Genomic DNA, 17,528 nt, shown 5'->3' with positions numbered 1-17,528 from the left:
TGCCGGGATAAAGGTCCGTTGCCGGCTGTTTTAAGGCCACAGCTTAAGAAACTCCCGGTACTGCATGCACACCAGTTGTGTTGCTTGTGGTGCCACGATTGCTTTTTACAGATCCCGTGACCGGACCGCTGTAGCTGCCTGCGGTGATCCCGGATGCAGACGTATTTTCAGATGCAGAAGGCATATAAAAATCTCCGGGAGCCGCCCCGCTGTCTGCATGCACTATGGTAACCTTTTTCTGCTCTGTCTCATTGGATCCGGTATCCGGACCACTGTAGCTTCCGCCGGTAATCCCGGATGCAGAAACCGTTTCAGGACCTGTGATGAATCTTGAGCTGTTATATGGATCATTGGAGCTGATTCTGCCTGCAGATCTGGAAATAATCGCGCCACTTCCCGTGACAACATACTCTCCCTCTGCCGCAAATGCCGGCACCGCTGAAACCATCACTGCGACAGCTAAAACCGCCGCTGCTTTTTTTATCCTGTCCACTCTCATCCTCACAGGTCCTTTCTCATCGTACCATTGTTTCTTTGTTCTGTACTCAGTATAGCATACAAAAGAACAACCGTACTTACATTCCCCTTACGATTCGTCTAAAAATGCTTTGCCGAAGCATCAGTTGTCCACCGTCCAGGTACCTCTGTCCACTGTCTCGCCAGGCTCCGGTTCAGCGCTCTCGGTTTCCTTGATATTGGCCTTGAGCTTGCCCATCTCCGCGTCAATCTCGATGGTATCTCCCTCATGGACCTCACCCTCAAGGATGATCCGGGCAACCAGCGTTTCCACATTTTTCTGGACAAATCTCTTAAGCGGTCTTGCACCAAACTGCGGATCATAGCCATGATCAATGACATACTCCCGGGCAGCCTGTGTAAGCGTAACGGTAAGCTGCTTATCCTCCAGTCTCCGGTCAATGTCCTTCACAATGAGATCCAGAATGCCGGAAATATTGTCCTTGGTAAGCGGCTTAAACATGATGATTTCATCCAGACGATTCAGAAATTCCGGACGGAATGCAGCTCTCAGTGCTTCATGCACCTCCTTCTGTGCCTGCTCGGAGATATTTCCCTTGTCATCAATCCCATCCAGAAGCGCCTGTGCGCCAAGGTTGGAGGTCAGGATAATGATGGTGTTTTTAAAGTCCACCGTCTTACCCTGGGAATCGGTGATCCGACCGTCATCCAGGACCTGCAGCAGGATATTAAAGACATCCGGATGTGCCTTCTCTATTTCATCAAAAAGCACAACCGAGTACGGCTTCCTTCTGACAGCCTCGGTCAGCTGACCGCCTTCCTCATATCCGACATATCCGGGAGCGGCGCCGATCAGTCTCGATACAGAATACTTTTCCATGTACTCGGACATATCAATCCGCACCATGGCATTTTCATCGTCAAACAGACTCTGCGCCAAAGCCTTGGCAAGCTCTGTCTTACCAACACCGGTAGGTCCCAGGAACAGGAAGGAACCGATCGGCTTTGTCGGATCCTTAATGCCGGCCTTGGAGCGAATGATGGCTTCCGTTACTTTTTCCACCGCTTCATCCTGACCGATAACTCTCTTATGGAGCTGATCTCCGAGATGCAGCACCTTGGAACGCTCGGACTCGTTTAACTTGGTGACCGGGATGCCGGTCCAGCGGCTCACGATCTTTCCGATCTCATCCTCTGTCACACGGTCAAGGACAATGCTTGAGTCCTGGCCATGGACATTCGCCTCCGTATCCTTAAGCTGCTTCTCCACCTCCGGGAGATCCTGGTACTGGAGCTTGGCCGCGGTATTATAATCGTATTTCTGCTTTGCAATCTCAATATCCGCCTTGATCTTATCGCGCTTCTCTCTCAGCGCCTGAAGGTTACCGACAGAGTTCTTTTCGTTTTCCCACTGTGCCTTCTTGACATTGAACTGATCCTGTAGCTCTGCCAGCTCCTTTTCACTTTCTGCCAGGCGCTCCCTGGAAAGATTATCGTCCTCCTTCTTGAGGGAAACCTGCTCAATCTTAAGCTGTGTGATCTTGGACTGCATTTCCTGCATATCCTCCGGCATGCTGTCCATCTGCGTCCGCACCATGGCGCAGGCTTCATCTACGAGGTCGATTGCCTTATCCGGCAGGAACCGGTCGGAAATATAACGGTCGGAAAGTGTCGCCGCTGCTACCAGTGCGTTATCGGTAATGGTAACGCCATGGTACTTCTCATAGCTTTCCTTGATACCACGCAGGATATAAATGGTTTCCTCGACAGACGGCTGGTCAATCATTACCGGCTGGAAACGACGCTCCAGCGCCGGATCCTTCTCAATATATTTATGATACTCGTTTAAGGTCGTTGCACCGATACAATGCAGCTCACCTCTCGCCAGCATCGGTTTCAGAATATTGCCCGCATCCATGGAGCCTTCCGATGCGCCGGCACCGACAATCGTGTGCAGCTCATCAATAAACATCAGGATCTGACCCTCGGACTTTTTCACCTCATCCAGGACCGCCTTCAATCTCTCCTCAAATTCGCCACGATACTTGGCGCCTGCAATGAGAGAGCCCATATTCAGTGCAAAGATCTTTTTATCCTTAAGAGAATCCGGTACCTCTCCCTTGGCAATCCGCTGTGCAAGTCCCTCAACGACGGCTGTTTTACCGACACCAGGCTCACCGATCAGACACGGATTGTTTTTTGTCTTACGGCTCAGGATCCGGATAATATTTCTGATCTCGTCATCTCTGCCGATGACCGGATCCATCTTCTGGTCCTTTGCCCGCTGTACCATCTCATATCCGTATTTATTTAAGGTATCATAGGTTGCCTCCGGATTATCGGAAACCACTCTCTGATTACCTCTCACCTCCGAAAGCACCTTCAGGAAGCCATCCTTGGTAATGTTATATTTCTTTAAGAGCTCCTTCATCGGACGATCCGCCTCTTTCATAAGAGACAGGAAAATGTGCTCTACCGAAACATACTCATCGCCCATCGCCTTGGCATGATCCTCGGCATTGACGAGAGCCCTGTTGGCATCCTGTGAAAAATACATCTGCCCTGCACCGGAAACCTTGGGCAGCTTGTCAATTTCCTGCTCCACATCCTGCTTAAAGGCATCAATCGGCACTCCCATTTTGGTCAGGAGCTTTGCAATCAGACTGTCATCTATCGTTAAAAGACTATAGAGGATGTGCATCTCAACAATCTGCTGATTGCCATGATCCAGTGCAATCTTTTCACAGTTGTTTACAGCCTCAACTGACTTCTGCGTGAATTTATTGATGTTCATAGATATCCTCCCTTTAAATTTCTTTTTATATGCTCATTACATATATGTAAACCGAAAACCGCCAGATCTCCCGGCAGCCTTCGGATAATAAAAGAATCGCTGGCGGAGTGCTCCTCGCAGGAGCTCCTCTGTCAGCGATTATCATTATAGCATAGTTGTTAGCACTGTCAAGCATTGAGTGCTAATTTCTTCTATGAAAGATTTGTGAACTTTCTAAAGGAAGGATAAACTAAAGCCCAAACCATTTTCTGTATACCTCATATATTAGTCAGCTGCATCGTTACTCTCATCAGCTGCTTTACCATGCATGGTTTCCAGAAGCCAGTCCCGTAAAATAAGAGCATGGTTGCAGGTTTCTGATTTTGCCGCATACACAAGCGTTACATTACGCGTTTTAAGCTCTGCCGCAATATCCCTTGCGAATGCTTCCGCCGCGGGATTTTCCGAGAGCTCCTGCCGGTACTTCCAGCTAAACTCCTCAAAAAGCTCCTGCTGATGTCCGAACCAGTTCCTGAGCGCCGGTGTCGGCGTAATTTCCTTTGCCCAGCGGTCGAGCCTTGCTCTCTCCCTGGATACCCCTCTCGGCCAGAGCCTGTCCACCAGGATTCTCATGCCATCGGACTCTTCTGCTGGCTGATACGCTCTCTTGATTTTAAGCTCATTCATCTAAGCGCCTCCTGATATCTTCCCTCCAGTGTACCCTCTTGTTTTGCCAGACGTTCGCATGCCGTCAGCGGATACCGGCTCTGTTTATGATGGAAATCCACACAGGGCTTGCAGTCGCAGTAACGCTCACAGTCTGTATTATGACATGGACAGTGATACGGATCATATATCGGAACCATTGTTTCTCCTCCTCTCATGCCTTAGATTGTAGTTCCGCAGTGCCTGCTTTTCCGTAACCTGTGTTACAAACATACGATTTGTTGAATCTGTATAATTTCTCTTTAAAATTCCGGTATTCTGATATTTACGACCGTATCTCCACTCCTTACACTCCTGTATTTACGATCTGACAGTTTTACAATCCAGTATATTATCCATAAAAAGCTAATATCCTTTTATGAATATTATCCAAATATGGAGTATAGGAGCTTTACGGATCCTCACGTATACTGTGGCTACAGACGGAGGTCATATGGAACAAAGCAGATTACTTATTCTCTTACAGCTGCTGCTGATTGCAGCGTACTATGACACGAAATATCGTGTTATCCCAAACCCCTTGATCCTTATGGGTGTTTTCTCAGGTGCACTTTTGCTGCCCTTCTCTTTATTGTCTCAGCTTAAGTATCTGTTGACATTTATAGCTGCTCTTATGCTGCTCTGCCCCGTCTTTTATCTGGGAGGCGCCGGAGCAGGTGATCTCAAGCTGTCCGCCATCGTGCTAAGTTTCCTTGGCATCACAGACGGAGCCAGAGTCCTGCTTCCCGCATGCGCCATTGCCCTGATACAAATGCTTCTCTTTCACAGGAAAACCGTGCCCTTTGCCCAACCCTTACTACTGGGCGCGATTCCAACTCTTCTGCCCGGCGTTCTGCTGCTGCCTTAAAACGCATCCCGACAGCGCAGCACCGGAAGCGGATGAGGATATATCAAAAAATCACAGGAAGGAACGAAATCCATGCGAATGGAAAAAACACTGGTACTCTACGACCGAAACACGGATTATACAAAGCATTTTACAGATTATGTCAGAAATCGCTCTCCACTTCCTTTTACCGTATACAGCTTCAGTGATTTCGATACACTGCTGACCTTTTCCAGGAAACGAAGGATTGACATCCTGCTCTCCGTACCGGAGGAAACCGATCATCTTAAACAGATCCCTGCGAGGGAGTTTCTGTATCTCACAGAGCAGTCCGGCTCCAGTCTCCATGAGAGCCGGAGCATTTACCGGTATCAATCCGGTGAAAACATTCTCCGGGAGCTCATGCAGTACCTAGGCAGCGCAACAGATAAAAACGGTTTTTCCGCCCATGGCAGCACGGAGCTCATCACTGTATTCAGTCCGATCGGACAGTCGGGGAAGACGAGGCTTGCTTTAAGTCTCGCGCACGAACTTAACAAAGCTCACCGGACGCTATATCTCTCCATGGAGGAAAACTCCGGATTACCTGCATTACTTAACGATCAGCCTCTTCCCGACACTGGACTTTCCGACCTGCTGTATTTCTATAAGCAGGACAAATCATCCTGCGGGGAGCTTCTTAAAAAAGCTGTGCTGCATCTCCACGAAATCGACATGCTTCTGCCATGCCGCTCTCCAGGAGACCTTGAGCTATTTTCCTCACATGATCTTAAGGCTCTGATCGAATCTCTGCTGGATGGCTCCGGCTATGACTATCTCGTACTGGACACTGATTCCATTACATCCAGGTTTCAGGAGATCCTACCTATATCAAAGCACCTTTTTCTTCCCGTCCGGACAGATCCGGGAAGTCTTGCCAAGCTTCATCACTTTGAGTCCTGTCTTGGAAATCAATACCTGCCGGAAGGCATCACCCGCCTGGTTGTGCCACCTGTCGCAGAATCCGCGGAAATCACCAGTCTGCCGCTCCTTCTGGACGGATCATTGCAGAAGCTAAGTCATGCATTAATTGATAACATTGTAAAGGAGTAGTAGACCCGGTATGACTTCTCAAACAGATCAGCTGAAGCTCACACTACGTAGACAGCTTTTGGAAAATCTGCCGGAGGGACTGGAATTAAATGACGATGACCTCTATCAGCGAATTGACGCTCTGATGCTGCTCCACCCGGAGTTGGACCTTAGAACCCGGCTCTATCTCCGCTCCGCCATCTTTAACAGCTTCCGGAGACTGGACCTCCTGTCCGAGCTGCTGGATGACCCTTCCATAACAGAAATCTGTATCAATTCCTCGGAAGAGATTTTTGTAGAGAGAAACGGCAGAATGTCCCGCTGGAATCGGCAGTTTGAAACGCCGGATCAGCTTGAGGAGGTAATACAGACCATTGTGTCCCAGGTCAATCGTACGGTAAACACCTCCACCCCCATCGTGGACGCGCGTCTCCCGGATGGCTCCCGTGTCCATGTAGTCCTGCCTCCGGTTGCATTAAAGGGAGCCACCATGACAATCCGGAAGTTTCCGGAACCCATCACCATGGAAAAGCTGATCGCATGGGGCTCCATCACCCCGGAAGCGGCGGAATTTCTCCGTCAGCTGATCCGGGCAGGCTATAACATCTTTATTTCCGGCGCCACAAACTCTGGTAAAACCACCTTTTTAAATGCACTTTCCGCCTACATTCCGGATTCTGAACGTGTCATCACCATCGAGGATTCCGCGGAGCTTAAGCTGCAGCACATTCCCAATCTCGTCAGCCTGGAAACCCGTAACAAAAACTCCGAAGGACAGGGTGCCATCTCCATCCAGGATCTGATCCGGGCAAGCCTCCGGATGTCACCAAACCGCATCATTGTAGGAGAGATCCGCGGCAAAGAGGCGCTCGATATGCTTAATGCGATGAATACAGGACACGATGGCAGCCTCTCGACCGGACATGCCAACTCCGGCAAGGACATGCTGAAACGGATGGAAACAATGGTACTGCAAGGCGCAGATCTGCCACTTCCCGCGATCCGCAGCATGATCGCCTCCGCCATTGAAATCATCATTCATTTAGGGAGAACCCGGGATCATCAACGCCGTGTCATGGAAATATCCGAGGTAACAGGACTTGAAAACAATGAAATTAAAACAAAAGCACTCTTTTCCTTTGATGGAACGACTCTTATCAAAACAGGTGAGCTCCAGAACCAGCATAAGTTCAAGACCAGACTATAATCAGTACCACTTCACATGGATCCAATATCTCAAGCTGCTTACGCAGGCACTCGCTATGGACCTGGCGGTATCCTACACCTTTTATAAGAACATCCTTGCCTTTCTCATCCTTCTGCCTGCTGCCGCTGCCTATCCTTATCTGATGCGGCGATCTCTAGTCAAGAAACAGAAACAGCAGCTGCTCCTTGAGTTTCGGGATGCTCTTGGCATCCTGTCTTCATTTTTGTCCGCAGGCTTATCCACGGAAAACGCATTCCGCTCCTCTCTACCGGAGCTACGGCAGCTTCTGGGGTCGGATGCCATGATCGTTAGAGAGTTTCAGGGCATCGTCAATGGTCTTAACATGCATCAGTCTCTGGAATCCCTGCTGACAGACTTTGCGCGCAGGTCGTCTGTAGATGACATCCTGAGCTTTGCCGAAATCTACAGTACGGCAAAACGAAACGGTGGAGAGCTTGTCAAGATCATCGGACATACCTCCGGAATCATCCGGGACAGAATCAGCATTTCCGAGGAGATCCTGACGCTCAATGCATCCAGGCAATATGAGCAGAAAATCATGAACCTTGTACCCTTCCTCATTATCTTCTACATGAATGTGACATCTCCGGATTTTTTCACTGTGCTCTATAAAACTTTAGCAGGACGCGTGGTTATGACGGTCTGCCTGGGGATTTATCTTCTCGCAATCTGGATATCGGGAAAAATCATGGAGATCCGTGTCTAAGCTATGATGAAACGTAAAATAAAGAACTGGATAAAACTTACGGTATCTAAAAACCTCTGGATCAGAAAGATTCCCAGAAGTCTTGTAAAAAAGCAGCTTATGGTACTCGGCGTCTCTCTCGTACTGGCAGTACTCACTTTCCTCGCCGGTATAGGAGAAAGCGCTCTGATCCACGGTACACGCCTGCCGCGCGGATCTTACGGAAGCCCCGGGCAGAGCTTTCCGCTCATAGTGAATGGACTCCCGGAGGAGGATTCTCTTTCTGTCGAGGTTTCCGTAAGTTCCAAAAAATACACCATGGCCGAAGCCAATCAGGTGTTTGCTGAGATCTATCAAAAAATCGAGTCTCTGATTGTATCAGAGGGGGACAGCCTTGCTGCACTCTCCGGAGATCTGAAACTCCCTGCCACGCTCCCACAATATGGAGTGCGCCTCTCCTGGGATTATTATCCGGAATCTCTTCAGGGGGATAAAAAAGATCCGACCTACTACCGGACCTGGCGAAATCTCATTGATCATGACGGGACAGTACATAACCAGGATTTGGCAGAGGGCACTGTGATTACCGGATATCTGTCCCTCATAATGAGTTCCGAAATTGATCCAACAGAATCCCCGGAATATGCAGATCGCCGGTATAAGTCCGAGCCCTATCAGATCTATGTCAATGTTGTACCCAGGACATATACCCGGAAGCAGCGCATGATCCGGAATTTAAAAAAGCTGCTGGAAGAGCAGGATCTGAACAATCCCGCATCTGACTACTATGAGCTTCCATCTGAACTAGACGGATACCCTCTCTCTTTCCATGACCCTCTGAAGCTTGACTGGATGCTTTTCCCATGTCTCGGGGTTCTCGCCGCAGTACTCCTCTGGTTTCGTCAAGGTCAAAAACAGAAGGACGCAAAGAAAAAAAGGGAAAGCTCTCTCCTTTTGGATTATTCGGAGCTTGTCTCCAAGCTCATGGTATACAGTGGCGCCGGCTTTACTCTGCGAAATGCCTTCCTTGAGATCAGCCGGCACTATCAGTCACTGATTCATGACGGTATCGTAGAGAACCGTCCCTTGTTTCAGGAGCTGCAGATTTTAGATACGGAACTTAACCGTAATGTCCCCGAGTCTGATGCGTATCTTGCCTTTGCAAGGCGAATAAATCTTAAACCCTACACCAGGCTCATCAGTATCCTGGAGCAGAATCGCAGAAACGGCGGACAGGCTCTCCGTCAGCAGTTAAAACTTGAGATGGAGGATGCCTTTGAAACTCGCAAAAGTACTGCTCTCCGTCTCGGTGAGGAGGCCGGCACGAGGCTTTTGCTTCCCTTGTTTATGATGCTTGCCATTGTAATGATGATCGTGATTGTACCTGCGATGATTTCATTCACATAATCTGAGGTACATATCGTAATCAATATAAATCTATTTATTGTAAGGAGCTGTTTATGAAAAACAAAAAACTTACCCCAGGAAACATGCTGCATTATCTTATTTCCGACGAGTCCGGCATCGGTACGATTGAGGTCGTGCTGATCCTGATCGTTCTGATTGCTCTGGTTGCGATCTTTAAACGATACATCGTCGGACTGCTTAACACCATCGTAGAACAGATTGATTCTGCCGCAAGTGATGTCTGGGCATAATCCTGCATCTAAAAGAGCAGATGCTTCCGTCACGGTATTTCTTGCTCTGTCCTTTGCTCTCATCGCCGGGCTGGTTCTGGGTATTACGGAAATCTCCCGTACCGCTGCTCACCGCTATTATATGCAGGTGGCGCTCAATGGCGGGATGGAATCTCTGTTTTCCCAATACCATCGACCTTTATGGGAGAACTATCGTATCTTCGGACTGGAATACCGTGACGAAGGAGACCTGCAAGAGGAGCTCTATGATTTCATGGAGCCCTACCTTAAGAACCGGGATCTCTTTCCGTCCGGACTCAGTGAGGATCATCTGGATTTTTACGGGCATCGACACCTAAGCGAGGATACCGTGTTTGAAACAGAAATACTGGACTACATGAAATATGGTCTTATGGACCAGCTGCTTTCTTTTAATGAAGCAGGACTGAATGAGTCTGATCTGTCGCAAAGCCTGTCAGATTTCACCAAAAGAGCTGCCGATATGGAGAACCTGCAGAAAATTCAGACAGAATATCAGCTGGATACCCGGCATCTTGTCCGGGTTGAAAATGCCCTTAATCACATTGCAGCCCTGTCAAAAAGCAGTATCTCCCTCCATGCAGATGGGGAAGCTGCGCTCTCCCGGCAGGATGCGAATGCTTTTTACCGGGCATCTGACGTGCTGAAGGCAGAGCTTGACAAATTTCCTGCTGCCGTTTCCGAGTATTCCAAGGCGGCAGATGAGCTGTCAATCGAAATTGCAGAGCTAAAACAGAAATTAGAGGATACCCGGGCATCTTTAGGTCCCGATTCCATTCGCATCGTAGAGTCCGAGCTCGCAGGATACGAGAACTATACCCTAAGAAACGGGCAGATCCGGCAGAAGGTAGAACAGATCCCTGCGGTAGCAGAAGCACTCCATCGGCATATTGACAAGATCTGCTCTGATGTTTCCGATTTTGAGGACTGGCTGGCAGAAGCGATCGCAGAGGCTGAGGAAGACGAGGATGAAGACGGCTCCGATTATGATTTTTCAGCTGAAATCGATGCCTTCTATCGCTCTGCTCTCTCGGAGTGGCAGAGCCTGTCACTCATACGCTACAATGTCAAGACCAGTGAAATAAACCATAACAATACGCGGACGCTGGAAAATCTCAAAGACAGACTTTCAGAAAATCTTCTTTCCCTGGTACTGCCTGAGGGTGCGGAGCTTCCATCCGATGCAGCTTTGCACGATACCGAAATACGTTTTACTGCTGACTCTGAAGCAAATCCAGTGGAGCTCGCTCTGATCGGCGAATATGCGCTGCATTATTTCAATGGATTCCACATAAAAGATAACTCCGAAGGCTTGCCACCCAGCGGTGCAGGGACTCTGGAGCTTGAGTACCTGCTCGGCGGCAAAGCAAGTGATCGGGAAAATCTCTCCCTCATGGTCACAAAGCTGATTGCTGTAAGAGAAGGCTTGAATCTTCTATATCTCTACAGTGACCCGGGACGCAAGGCGGAAGCAAGAGCTTTTGTCAGTACCTTCCTTGTCACCGCAGGCACTCCGCTTCTCATACCGGTTTTTACCTTTTTTGTACTAGGCGTCTGGGCGCTTGCACAGGCAATTATGGATGTCCGGACACTGCTTTCGGGCGGGCGGGTTCCACTGATACATAATAAGCAAAGCTGGAGTATTGATGTAAAAGATCTACTCCTTTTCAGAGAGAGTGGACCTTCATCCGGAAGCTCCGAGGGGCACGGGCTCAGTTACCGGGATTATCTTAGGGCTTTTCTCTATGGTGAAGGACTTCTGCACCAGGATGTTATAAATACTAGGATGCTCTCCCGGATTGAAAAGAACCTGGACTCCGGCAAATTTCAGCCATCAGGATCCTTTGCCATCGACCATTGTCTCTATGCCATTGGTACAAAGGCGGGAATCAATGCCAGACACTCTATGTATAGCATTGGCATCCTTCGCTTTGCTGCCGGACAGGACTTAAGCAGCCGCGAGTCCTACGCAATAAAGCTTGACAGCTTTTACAGCTATGGAAATGATACACAGTAAATTAAAAAATCCTATTTTTGTTAATCACAGTAATAAGAGCATGGAACAGCGCACCCCTTCCATCAAATTTCAAAAACGTACACTCCAAGTACAAACATCACTACCGAAATCATTGGAAACACTCATAGAAAAGTTACTCTGTTTCCGCTGTTCCTGCTCTTTTACAATAGAAGCTGCATTGGCATTAAGCCTCTTTATCATGGCAGGCACGGTACTGATTGTACCTACCTTGATCCTTCATCGGCATCAGAAAATCAGTCTTGTACTGGAACAGCATGTCGAGCGCTTAGCCAAATATAAATATCTGGAAAAAAGCCAGAAGCTCTCAGATAAAATCGGTTTAAATCCGGATCTCATCGGGGACCTGGAGCTTGTGATGAGTCATGCCGCTCTCCGGGACAAGCTGCATATGCCCGGTATGCAGCTTGTTGATCTTTACAGTGACACAAAACTAAATGAAGAAAACATTCAGTTTGTTGTAAATTATGATGCAATCATGCCTTTCTCCATACTTGGGCTCCATAGTCTCCCACAGCAGGTAACCGCCTCCCGCAGAGCCTGGATCGGTGCCCCCGGATATCGCTGGGGAGATCCCATTTCAGATGGTTCCCCGGAAGATCCTCTTGTATATGTCGGTTATGGTCAGGACCCTGGAAATGTCTATCATACATCACTCTCCTGCAGTTATTTCACGCATGCGGTTATAAGTATCCCGTCTCAAAACCGGGGATCTGATCCCGGCAAAATCAGATTCCAAGGGCGAACCCTGACTGCCTGTGCCATCTGCCGCCCAACTCTTAACGGTGAAATCTACTGCACGGAAAACGGCAGCAGCTTTCATAGTGACCCTGACTGTCGTTCCATGGAAAGTAAGCCGCAGTCAATGCCGCTTTCCAAGGCAAAAGCGCAGGGCAGACACCCTTGTGTCCGATGCGGAGCCGATTGACCCCCCCCTGATAAATCCTCAAAGTTTCAGAAAGGAATCTCATAAAAATGGCAATATCTACACTGGTTTACCTATTATTTTTTCTAACCGCGGCAGTCTGTGACCTTTATAAAAAATCCGTCCCTGTCCTCTTATTTATTTTGGCATTGCTCACCGGCATACCTTGCTTTTTTTATGCCTGCCTGCATGCCGGAACCTTTGTCACCATAACTTTTCTTTTTAAAGCACTTCTACGATTTCTGCCGGGATGTCTGCTGCTTGGCTTATCTATTTTAACAAAAGGCGCATTGGGTATCGGTGATGGTCTCTTTCTTGTGCTTTCTGCTTTATTTCTAAGCTTCCGGGAAATCCTGATCCTGCTGCTGATTGGTATATTTGTGAGTGCAATCGTCAGCATCCTGATGATCCTCCCGGCTCATTTCCGTAAAAGGAGTCTGCAGCACGAGACCATTCCTTTTATTCCCTGTATGCTGCCCGCACTGATCTTACTTCTGGGAGGTTCCGTAAATGCATACCATTGAAGCAGCCTATATCTTTGCCTTATCCATGATGGTCATGTTAACTCTGACAAGCAGTACCATCCGGCTGAACAAACAGGTCATAACCGAGACCAGAGCCCTGCTGCAGGAGGAAGTGGAAAGTCATGAGGAGGGTGGCAGTAAAGGCTTCCGTCCGGAGGACTTTATCCGAAGTGTCACATTATTAGAAAAGGAAAAAAACGAGGAAAAAAATGAACATGCCGATAAATAATCTGACAAACTTAACACTGACGACGGAGCGTACTCTTAAGCATAGCTATATGACAATTTCTCCAGTATCTCTGAGTCAGGAAAGCCACGAGCTGAATATGCTCCTCCACTCGCAGATTCCCTCTGCACTTCCGGTGCATCTCGATGAGAGCACTGGTGAGCCTGCCATGCGCTATGATGTTTCCGGCTTGGAATGTCTTAGAGCCCGATATCAAAACCGTCTTATGGTGTATCCGGAAATCGCAGACTTTCTGCATTCTCTGGATGCCATGCTGACAACTCTGGAGGAATACTTCCTTTCTGAAAACTCTCTCCTGCTCTCTCCGGATACCGTCTTTTTTGATGAAGAAAAAAAGTGCTTTTACTATACACTGCTCCCCGGACAGGAAATTAATTTTACAGAGGACCTGAAACGGATGCTGAAATTCATCCTGGAGCAGATCGATTACTCTCAGGACCGAACCGTAATCCTTGCATATTCGCTGTTTCAGGAATCATCCAAGGATTTTTTTACCATACAGTCTCTGATCCACATTACCGATCTCAATCTGGAAAAAGAATCCAAGGCGTCAGAGGAACCTACCAGGCTCACTAACAAAAGTCAAGCGCTCAGCAGGACGCAGGATATGCCCTTTACGGAAATAAAAGACGGGATCCTTATGCTGCGGGAGGAGGCACCGTTACTCACTGCGTCTGAAGCAGGCACCCAGGATGGTCTGATCCATAATTCCGAGGATGACTGGACACATGAGGATTTGTACACCTTTCCATCTGACCGGGAGCCTGATCCGCTTTCCCCTCAAAATGAAAATACCTGCTGCAAAACGGTGAGTCTTAAGGATAATGAATTTCCTGAGGTATCCGACCTTTCAAAAGTGGGCAGCGGCAGCTTTATCAAAGCTTTATTTCATAAAACAAACAAAGCTGAACCAGCTTCCTCTGCATCTGCATCAGAAAAGCCCAAATCCAAGGAGCTTAAGGAAACTCTGGATATAGAAAAGCGTGACCGGGCAATTCACCGTAAGCTGATCCTAAGCCTTGCATTTATGGCGCTTCTCCCCTCTCTTATATGGTTTCTGAAGGGCGCTGCCGTTTTTAAGCGGCTGTTTCCCCTGATCCTCGTGCTGGAAATTGGATGCGCAGTTGTCACCGCACTGGATGTTTTGATGGCAAAGCTTCCCGAGGAGTAAGTCTTGTAGAAAAGAAATTTACGCTGTCGCAAAAAAAAGCGGTCGCAATCTCACTTTATCAGTGAGCTTACGACTGCTTCGTTTATGCATCTGCTTCTGCTGCTCTTGCTCTCAGCCGGGCATCTTTCGTCAAATCCTTGACGACTTCTCCTCCGATGATCATCCCCGCAACCGGTGGTACAAACGCAACGGAACCCGGGATGTCTCTCCGATCCGTGCATTTATGCTTTGCCCCCGGTGGACAGATGCAGTGATATCTGCAGCTGTTTGCCATATCCTCCAGCGGCCGCAGAGGCTTCTCCGTGGAATACACTACCTTAAGATGCTTCACTCCCCGCTTTTTAAGCTCTCGCCGCATAACTCTTGCCAGCGGATCCACCGATGTCTTATAAATATCCGCAACTTCAAGCTTTGTCGGATCCAGCTTATTGCCGGCACCCATAGAACTCATAATCGGGACACCTGCCTCTTTTGCTGCCATAACAAGAGAAATCTTGGCAGTTACCGTGTCCACCGCGTCTACTACATAAGAATATGCTGAGAAGTCAAATTCATCCTTCGTCTCCGGAAGATAAAAAGTTTTATGTACATTGACAACGCAGTCCGGATTGATTTCATGGATACGTTCCGCCATAACATCAGCCTTATATTTCCCCACGGTTTTGCGGGTTGCAATCAACTGACGGTTCAGGTTGGTAAGGCAGACCAGATCATCATCCACGAGATCTATGGTTCCTACACCCGATCTCGCCAGCACCTCTGCCGTATAGCCACCGACACCGCCGATTCCAAAAACAATAACCCTGGCATGCTTTAAAATGTCCATGGCTTCACCACCAAGGACAAGCTGGGTTCTTGAAAACTGATTTAACATCGTCACTTCCTTCCTGATATACCAAAAGAGCGATATTAATCTTAATGGATTCTCACCGATTGTCAAGTGGCGCATGTACATCGGAAAATTACGGTATCCTTTTTCACAACAAAAGCCGCCAGCTGGTATAGATCAAATGATCTCTCAGCGAGCGGCTTATTTGCAGCTATGTAACGTCGATCGGCTCAGAAACTACGTCACGCACGGATGCCATTTATGCACCGGAAAAGATAACCGGAAAAGACAAGGTCAATAATTAAACCGAAATACTGCGCATCCATAAGGCGGAAGCGGATACTCTACGCGATACGGCTTTCCATCACATTCTCCTTTTTTGGCCACATATACAGTTTTACATGATTTCGGCTTTACGGTGCCATGCTCATTAAAAAGCAAGGTATATCTACCGGCCTTAGGTACGCCGACCATATAATCATCCCGCGCTACCGGCGTCATATTGACTACAAATACAAGACTGTTTTTGCCGGTATGGTCCTTACGGATGAAGCTGAAAATTGACCGGTCCGCATCATTGGCATTAATCCATTCAAATCCATCCCAGGAATCATCCAGCTCGTACATCGCAGGATATTTACGGTAGAGATGCAGCAGATCCCGGACAAAATTCTGCATATCCTTATTATCCGGCTCATCCAAAAGGAACCAGTCAAGCGGAGCATTTTCATCCCACTCATGATACTGGGCAAAGTCCTGACCCATAAAGAGCAGCTTCTTACCGGCATGACCAAACATAAAGAAATAGCCGCACTTCAGGTTACTGAACTTATCCTTGCCCTCTCCCGGCATCTTATTGATCATCGAGCACTTAAGATGAACCACCTCATCATGTGAGAGTACCAGGATAAACTTTTCCGAGGTTGCATAGCTCATACCAAAGGTCATGAGATTATGCGCGCCCTTACGGAACAGCGGATCCAGCTTCATATAATTCAGGAAATCATGCATCCAGCCCATGTTCCACTTATAGGTAAAACCAAGCCCGTCATCCTCCGGCGCCGCCGTTACCTTAGGCCATGCGGTAGATTCCTCCGCAATGATGATGGTTCCATCCTTCCGTCCGCGGATTACAGAGTTTAAATGCTTAAAGAACTCCATGGCATCAAGATTTCCATTTCCGCCGTACTTATTAGGCACCCACTCTCCTGCCTTACGTCCATAATCCAGATACAGCATCGAAGCCACTGCATCCACCCGCAGTCCATCGATATGGTACTCATCGTACCAGTACAGTGCATTGCCGATCAGGAAATTTTTCACCTCATTTTTAGAGTAGTCAAAAATCTTTGTTCCCCAGTCCGGATGCTCTCCCATTCTCGGGTCAGCATATTCATACGTCGGTGTTCCATCAAAATCCGCCAGTCCCTGCGCATCCTTTGGAAAATGTGCCGGTACCCAGTCAAGAATTACTCCGATCCCATGCTGATGGAGATAATCCACAAGATACATAAACTCCTTTGGCGTGCCATACCGTGAGGTCGGTGCATAATATCCGGTCACCTGATATCCCCACGAAGCATCCAAAGGATGCTCCGCGATACCCATAAGCTCTACATGGGTGTATCCCATATCGTTACAGTACCTTGCAAGCTCCCTTGCCGCCTCCGTGTAATTCATAAAGCCATTCATTTCAGGATTATCGGTCTTTTTCCAGGAGCCAAGGTGGCACTCGTAAATCGACATCGGCTGTGCGAATGTCGGCTTTGCAGCACGTTCCGTCATCCATTTCTGATCTGTCCAGCGGAAGTTATCAATATCTGCTGTTTTAGATGCCGTGCCAGGGCGGAACTCTGCAGAAAAGCCGTAAGGATCTGCCTTATAGAGGATATCTCCCTGCTGGGTGGTGATTGCATATTTGTAGATCTCGTCAAACCCCATGCCCTCAATAAAGCCCTCATAGATCCCGCTGTCCTCCAGCGGAAGCATATAGTTCGCCGACGGATCCCAGTGATTCCGGTCACAAACCAGCGAAACAGCCTTGGCATGCGGTGCCCATACCGCAAAGTGCATTCCCTTTTTTCCATCCAATACAGCCGGATGGGCACCCATCTTCTGATAAATCTTATAATTTCTGCCCTCTCCAAAAAGGTATCTGTCAAGCTGCGTCAGAAAAACCGGATCCAGCTGCTTTACAGGTGCTTTTTTTGTCGTCGCCTTACCCGCAGAGCGATTTGACTTCCTAACCATATATCCTCCTTAATGCCGATACTCGTCCGTATCCTGATCTATCAATAGCTTTATTATATTACAAAATATAAACTTATGCGACCAA

17 protein-coding genes are annotated in these 17,528 nt (G+C 48.2%); 11 read left to right on the top strand and 6 right to left on the bottom strand.

What is annotated here, in order from left to right:
• Positions 1 to 43: 43 nt before the first annotated feature.
• From ACTNEN_RS03310 to ACTNEN_RS03295, 4 genes are all read right to left on the bottom strand, one after another.
• A complete protein-coding gene (locus tag ACTNEN_RS03310; RefSeq protein ID WP_441204653.1) occupies positions 44 to 493 on the bottom strand; it encodes a hypothetical protein in 450 nt (149 codons plus the stop codon).
• Positions 494 to 619: 126 nt separating this feature from the next.
• Positions 620 to 3,271, bottom strand: coding sequence for an ATP-dependent chaperone ClpB (gene clpB, locus ACTNEN_RS03305; RefSeq protein ID WP_441204652.1), 2,652 nt, complete (start codon positions 3,269 to 3,271; stop codon positions 620 to 622).
• Positions 3,272 to 3,535: 264 nt separating this feature from the next.
• On the bottom strand, positions 3,536 to 3,937 hold the full coding sequence (locus ACTNEN_RS03300; RefSeq protein ID WP_441204651.1) for a DUF488 domain-containing protein: 402 nt from the start codon (positions 3,935 to 3,937) through the stop codon (positions 3,536 to 3,538).
• Positions 3,934 to 4,116, bottom strand: a complete 183-nt coding sequence (locus tag ACTNEN_RS03295) for a hypothetical protein (protein WP_441204650.1) — start codon at positions 4,114 to 4,116, stop codon at positions 3,934 to 3,936. The genes ACTNEN_RS03300 and ACTNEN_RS03295 overlap by 4 nt, the downstream gene beginning before the upstream one ends.
• A gap of 293 nt (positions 4,117 to 4,409) precedes the next feature.
• Here ACTNEN_RS03295 and ACTNEN_RS03290 point away from each other — a divergent pair, with 293 nt between their 5' ends.
• The 11 genes from ACTNEN_RS03290 (at position 4,410) to ACTNEN_RS03240 (ending at position 14,364) form a co-directional block, all read left to right on the top strand.
• Positions 4,410 to 4,823 carry a prepilin peptidase gene (locus ACTNEN_RS03290; protein ID WP_441204649.1) on the top strand — a complete coding sequence of 138 codons (414 nt, stop codon included), beginning with the start codon at positions 4,410 to 4,412 and terminating at the stop codon, positions 4,821 to 4,823.
• A gap of 72 nt (positions 4,824 to 4,895) precedes the next feature.
• Positions 4,896 to 5,894, top strand: coding sequence for a hypothetical protein (locus tag ACTNEN_RS03285; RefSeq protein WP_441204648.1), 999 nt, complete (start codon positions 4,896 to 4,898; stop codon positions 5,892 to 5,894).
• Positions 5,895 to 5,904: 10 nt separating this feature from the next.
• Positions 5,905 to 7,080, top strand: a complete 1,176-nt coding sequence (locus ACTNEN_RS03280; protein WP_441204647.1) for a CpaF family protein — start codon at positions 5,905 to 5,907, stop codon at positions 7,078 to 7,080.
• Complete coding sequence (locus ACTNEN_RS03275; RefSeq protein WP_441204646.1) at positions 7,016 to 7,807, top strand: type II secretion system F family protein; 792 nt, start codon at positions 7,016 to 7,018, stop codon at positions 7,805 to 7,807. The genes ACTNEN_RS03280 and ACTNEN_RS03275 overlap by 65 nt, the downstream gene beginning before the upstream one ends.
• A gap of 3 nt (positions 7,808 to 7,810) precedes the next feature.
• A complete protein-coding gene (locus tag ACTNEN_RS03270) occupies positions 7,811 to 9,193 on the top strand; it encodes a hypothetical protein (RefSeq protein WP_441204645.1) in 1,383 nt (460 codons plus the stop codon).
• Between the two features lie 53 nt (positions 9,194 to 9,246).
• Positions 9,247 to 9,444, top strand: a complete 198-nt coding sequence (locus ACTNEN_RS03265; RefSeq protein WP_441204644.1) for a Flp1 family type IVb pilin — start codon at positions 9,247 to 9,249, stop codon at positions 9,442 to 9,444.
• Complete coding sequence (locus ACTNEN_RS03260; RefSeq protein WP_441204643.1) at positions 9,431 to 11,479, top strand: DUF5702 domain-containing protein; 2,049 nt, start codon at positions 9,431 to 9,433, stop codon at positions 11,477 to 11,479. The genes ACTNEN_RS03265 and ACTNEN_RS03260 overlap by 14 nt, the downstream gene beginning before the upstream one ends.
• A 178-nt stretch (positions 11,480 to 11,657) precedes the next feature.
• Positions 11,658 to 12,425 (top strand): hypothetical protein, encoded by a 768-nt coding sequence (locus tag ACTNEN_RS03255; RefSeq protein WP_441204642.1) that lies wholly within the window; start codon positions 11,658 to 11,660, stop codon positions 12,423 to 12,425.
• A 47-nt stretch (positions 12,426 to 12,472) separates the two neighbouring features.
• Entirely contained in the window at positions 12,473 to 12,946 is a 474-nt protein-coding gene (locus ACTNEN_RS03250; protein WP_441204641.1) for a hypothetical protein, read from the top strand.
• Entirely contained in the window at positions 12,933 to 13,175 is a 243-nt protein-coding gene (locus tag ACTNEN_RS03245) for a hypothetical protein (protein WP_441204640.1), read from the top strand. Before ACTNEN_RS03250 ends, ACTNEN_RS03245 begins: the two co-directional genes overlap by 14 nt.
• Entirely contained in the window at positions 13,156 to 14,364 is a 1,209-nt protein-coding gene (locus tag ACTNEN_RS03240; RefSeq protein ID WP_441204639.1) for a DUF6382 domain-containing protein, read from the top strand. The genes ACTNEN_RS03245 and ACTNEN_RS03240 overlap by 20 nt, the downstream gene beginning before the upstream one ends.
• 82 nt (positions 14,365 to 14,446) lie before the next feature.
• Here the strand turns inward: ACTNEN_RS03240 and ACTNEN_RS03235 are convergent, their stop codons facing one another.
• Positions 14,447 to 15,238, bottom strand: coding sequence for a tRNA threonylcarbamoyladenosine dehydratase (locus ACTNEN_RS03235; RefSeq protein WP_441204638.1), 792 nt, complete (start codon positions 15,236 to 15,238; stop codon positions 14,447 to 14,449).
• Between the two features lie 249 nt (positions 15,239 to 15,487).
• Positions 15,488 to 17,443 (bottom strand): 1,4-alpha-glucan branching protein GlgB, encoded by a 1,956-nt coding sequence (gene glgB, locus ACTNEN_RS03230; RefSeq protein WP_441204637.1) that lies wholly within the window; start codon positions 17,441 to 17,443, stop codon positions 15,488 to 15,490.
• Positions 17,444 to 17,528: the final 85 nt, after the last annotated feature.

Origin of the sequence: Oribacterium sp. HCP28S3_H8, assembly GCF_052064775.1 — a bacterium.
Taxonomy (GTDB): domain Bacteria; phylum Bacillota; class Clostridia; order Lachnospirales; family Lachnospiraceae; genus Oribacterium.
This window is presented reverse-complemented; position numbering and strand designations above follow the sequence as displayed.

What these genes read in the sequence shown, in the direction of transcription:
- ACTNEN_RS03260 (WP_441204643.1), top strand. Translation starts at nt 9,431, where the DNA reads ATGTCTGGGCATAATCCTGCATCTAAAAGAGCAGATGCTTCCGTCACG.
- ACTNEN_RS03235 (WP_441204638.1), bottom strand. Translation starts at nt 15,238, where the DNA reads ATGTTAAATCAGTTTTCAAGAACCCAGCTTGTCCTTGGTGGTGAAGCC.
- ACTNEN_RS03250 (WP_441204641.1), top strand. Translation starts at nt 12,473, where the DNA reads ATGGCAATATCTACACTGGTTTACCTATTATTTTTTCTAACCGCGGCA.
- ACTNEN_RS03245 (WP_441204640.1), top strand. Translation starts at nt 12,933, where the DNA reads ATGCATACCATTGAAGCAGCCTATATCTTTGCCTTATCCATGATGGTC.
- ACTNEN_RS03280 (WP_441204647.1), top strand. Translation starts at nt 5,905, where the DNA reads ATGACTTCTCAAACAGATCAGCTGAAGCTCACACTACGTAGACAGCTT.
- ACTNEN_RS03265 (WP_441204644.1), top strand. Translation starts at nt 9,247, where the DNA reads ATGAAAAACAAAAAACTTACCCCAGGAAACATGCTGCATTATCTTATT.
- ACTNEN_RS03270 (WP_441204645.1), top strand. Translation starts at nt 7,811, where the DNA reads ATGATGAAACGTAAAATAAAGAACTGGATAAAACTTACGGTATCTAAA.
- ACTNEN_RS03275 (WP_441204646.1), top strand. Translation starts at nt 7,016, where the DNA reads ATGGAACGACTCTTATCAAAACAGGTGAGCTCCAGAACCAGCATAAGT.
- ACTNEN_RS03240 (WP_441204639.1), top strand. Translation starts at nt 13,156, where the DNA reads ATGAACATGCCGATAAATAATCTGACAAACTTAACACTGACGACGGAG.
- ACTNEN_RS03285 (WP_441204648.1), top strand. Translation starts at nt 4,896, where the DNA reads ATGCGAATGGAAAAAACACTGGTACTCTACGACCGAAACACGGATTAT.
- glgB (WP_441204637.1), bottom strand. Translation starts at nt 17,443, where the DNA reads ATGGTTAGGAAGTCAAATCGCTCTGCGGGTAAGGCGACGACAAAAAAA.
- ACTNEN_RS03295 (WP_441204650.1), bottom strand. Translation starts at nt 4,116, where the DNA reads ATGGTTCCGATATATGATCCGTATCACTGTCCATGTCATAATACAGAC.
- ACTNEN_RS03290 (WP_441204649.1), top strand. Translation starts at nt 4,410, where the DNA reads ATGGAACAAAGCAGATTACTTATTCTCTTACAGCTGCTGCTGATTGCA.
- ACTNEN_RS03300 (WP_441204651.1), bottom strand. Translation starts at nt 3,937, where the DNA reads ATGAATGAGCTTAAAATCAAGAGAGCGTATCAGCCAGCAGAAGAGTCC.
- clpB (WP_441204652.1), bottom strand. Translation starts at nt 3,271, where the DNA reads ATGAACATCAATAAATTCACGCAGAAGTCAGTTGAGGCTGTAAACAAC.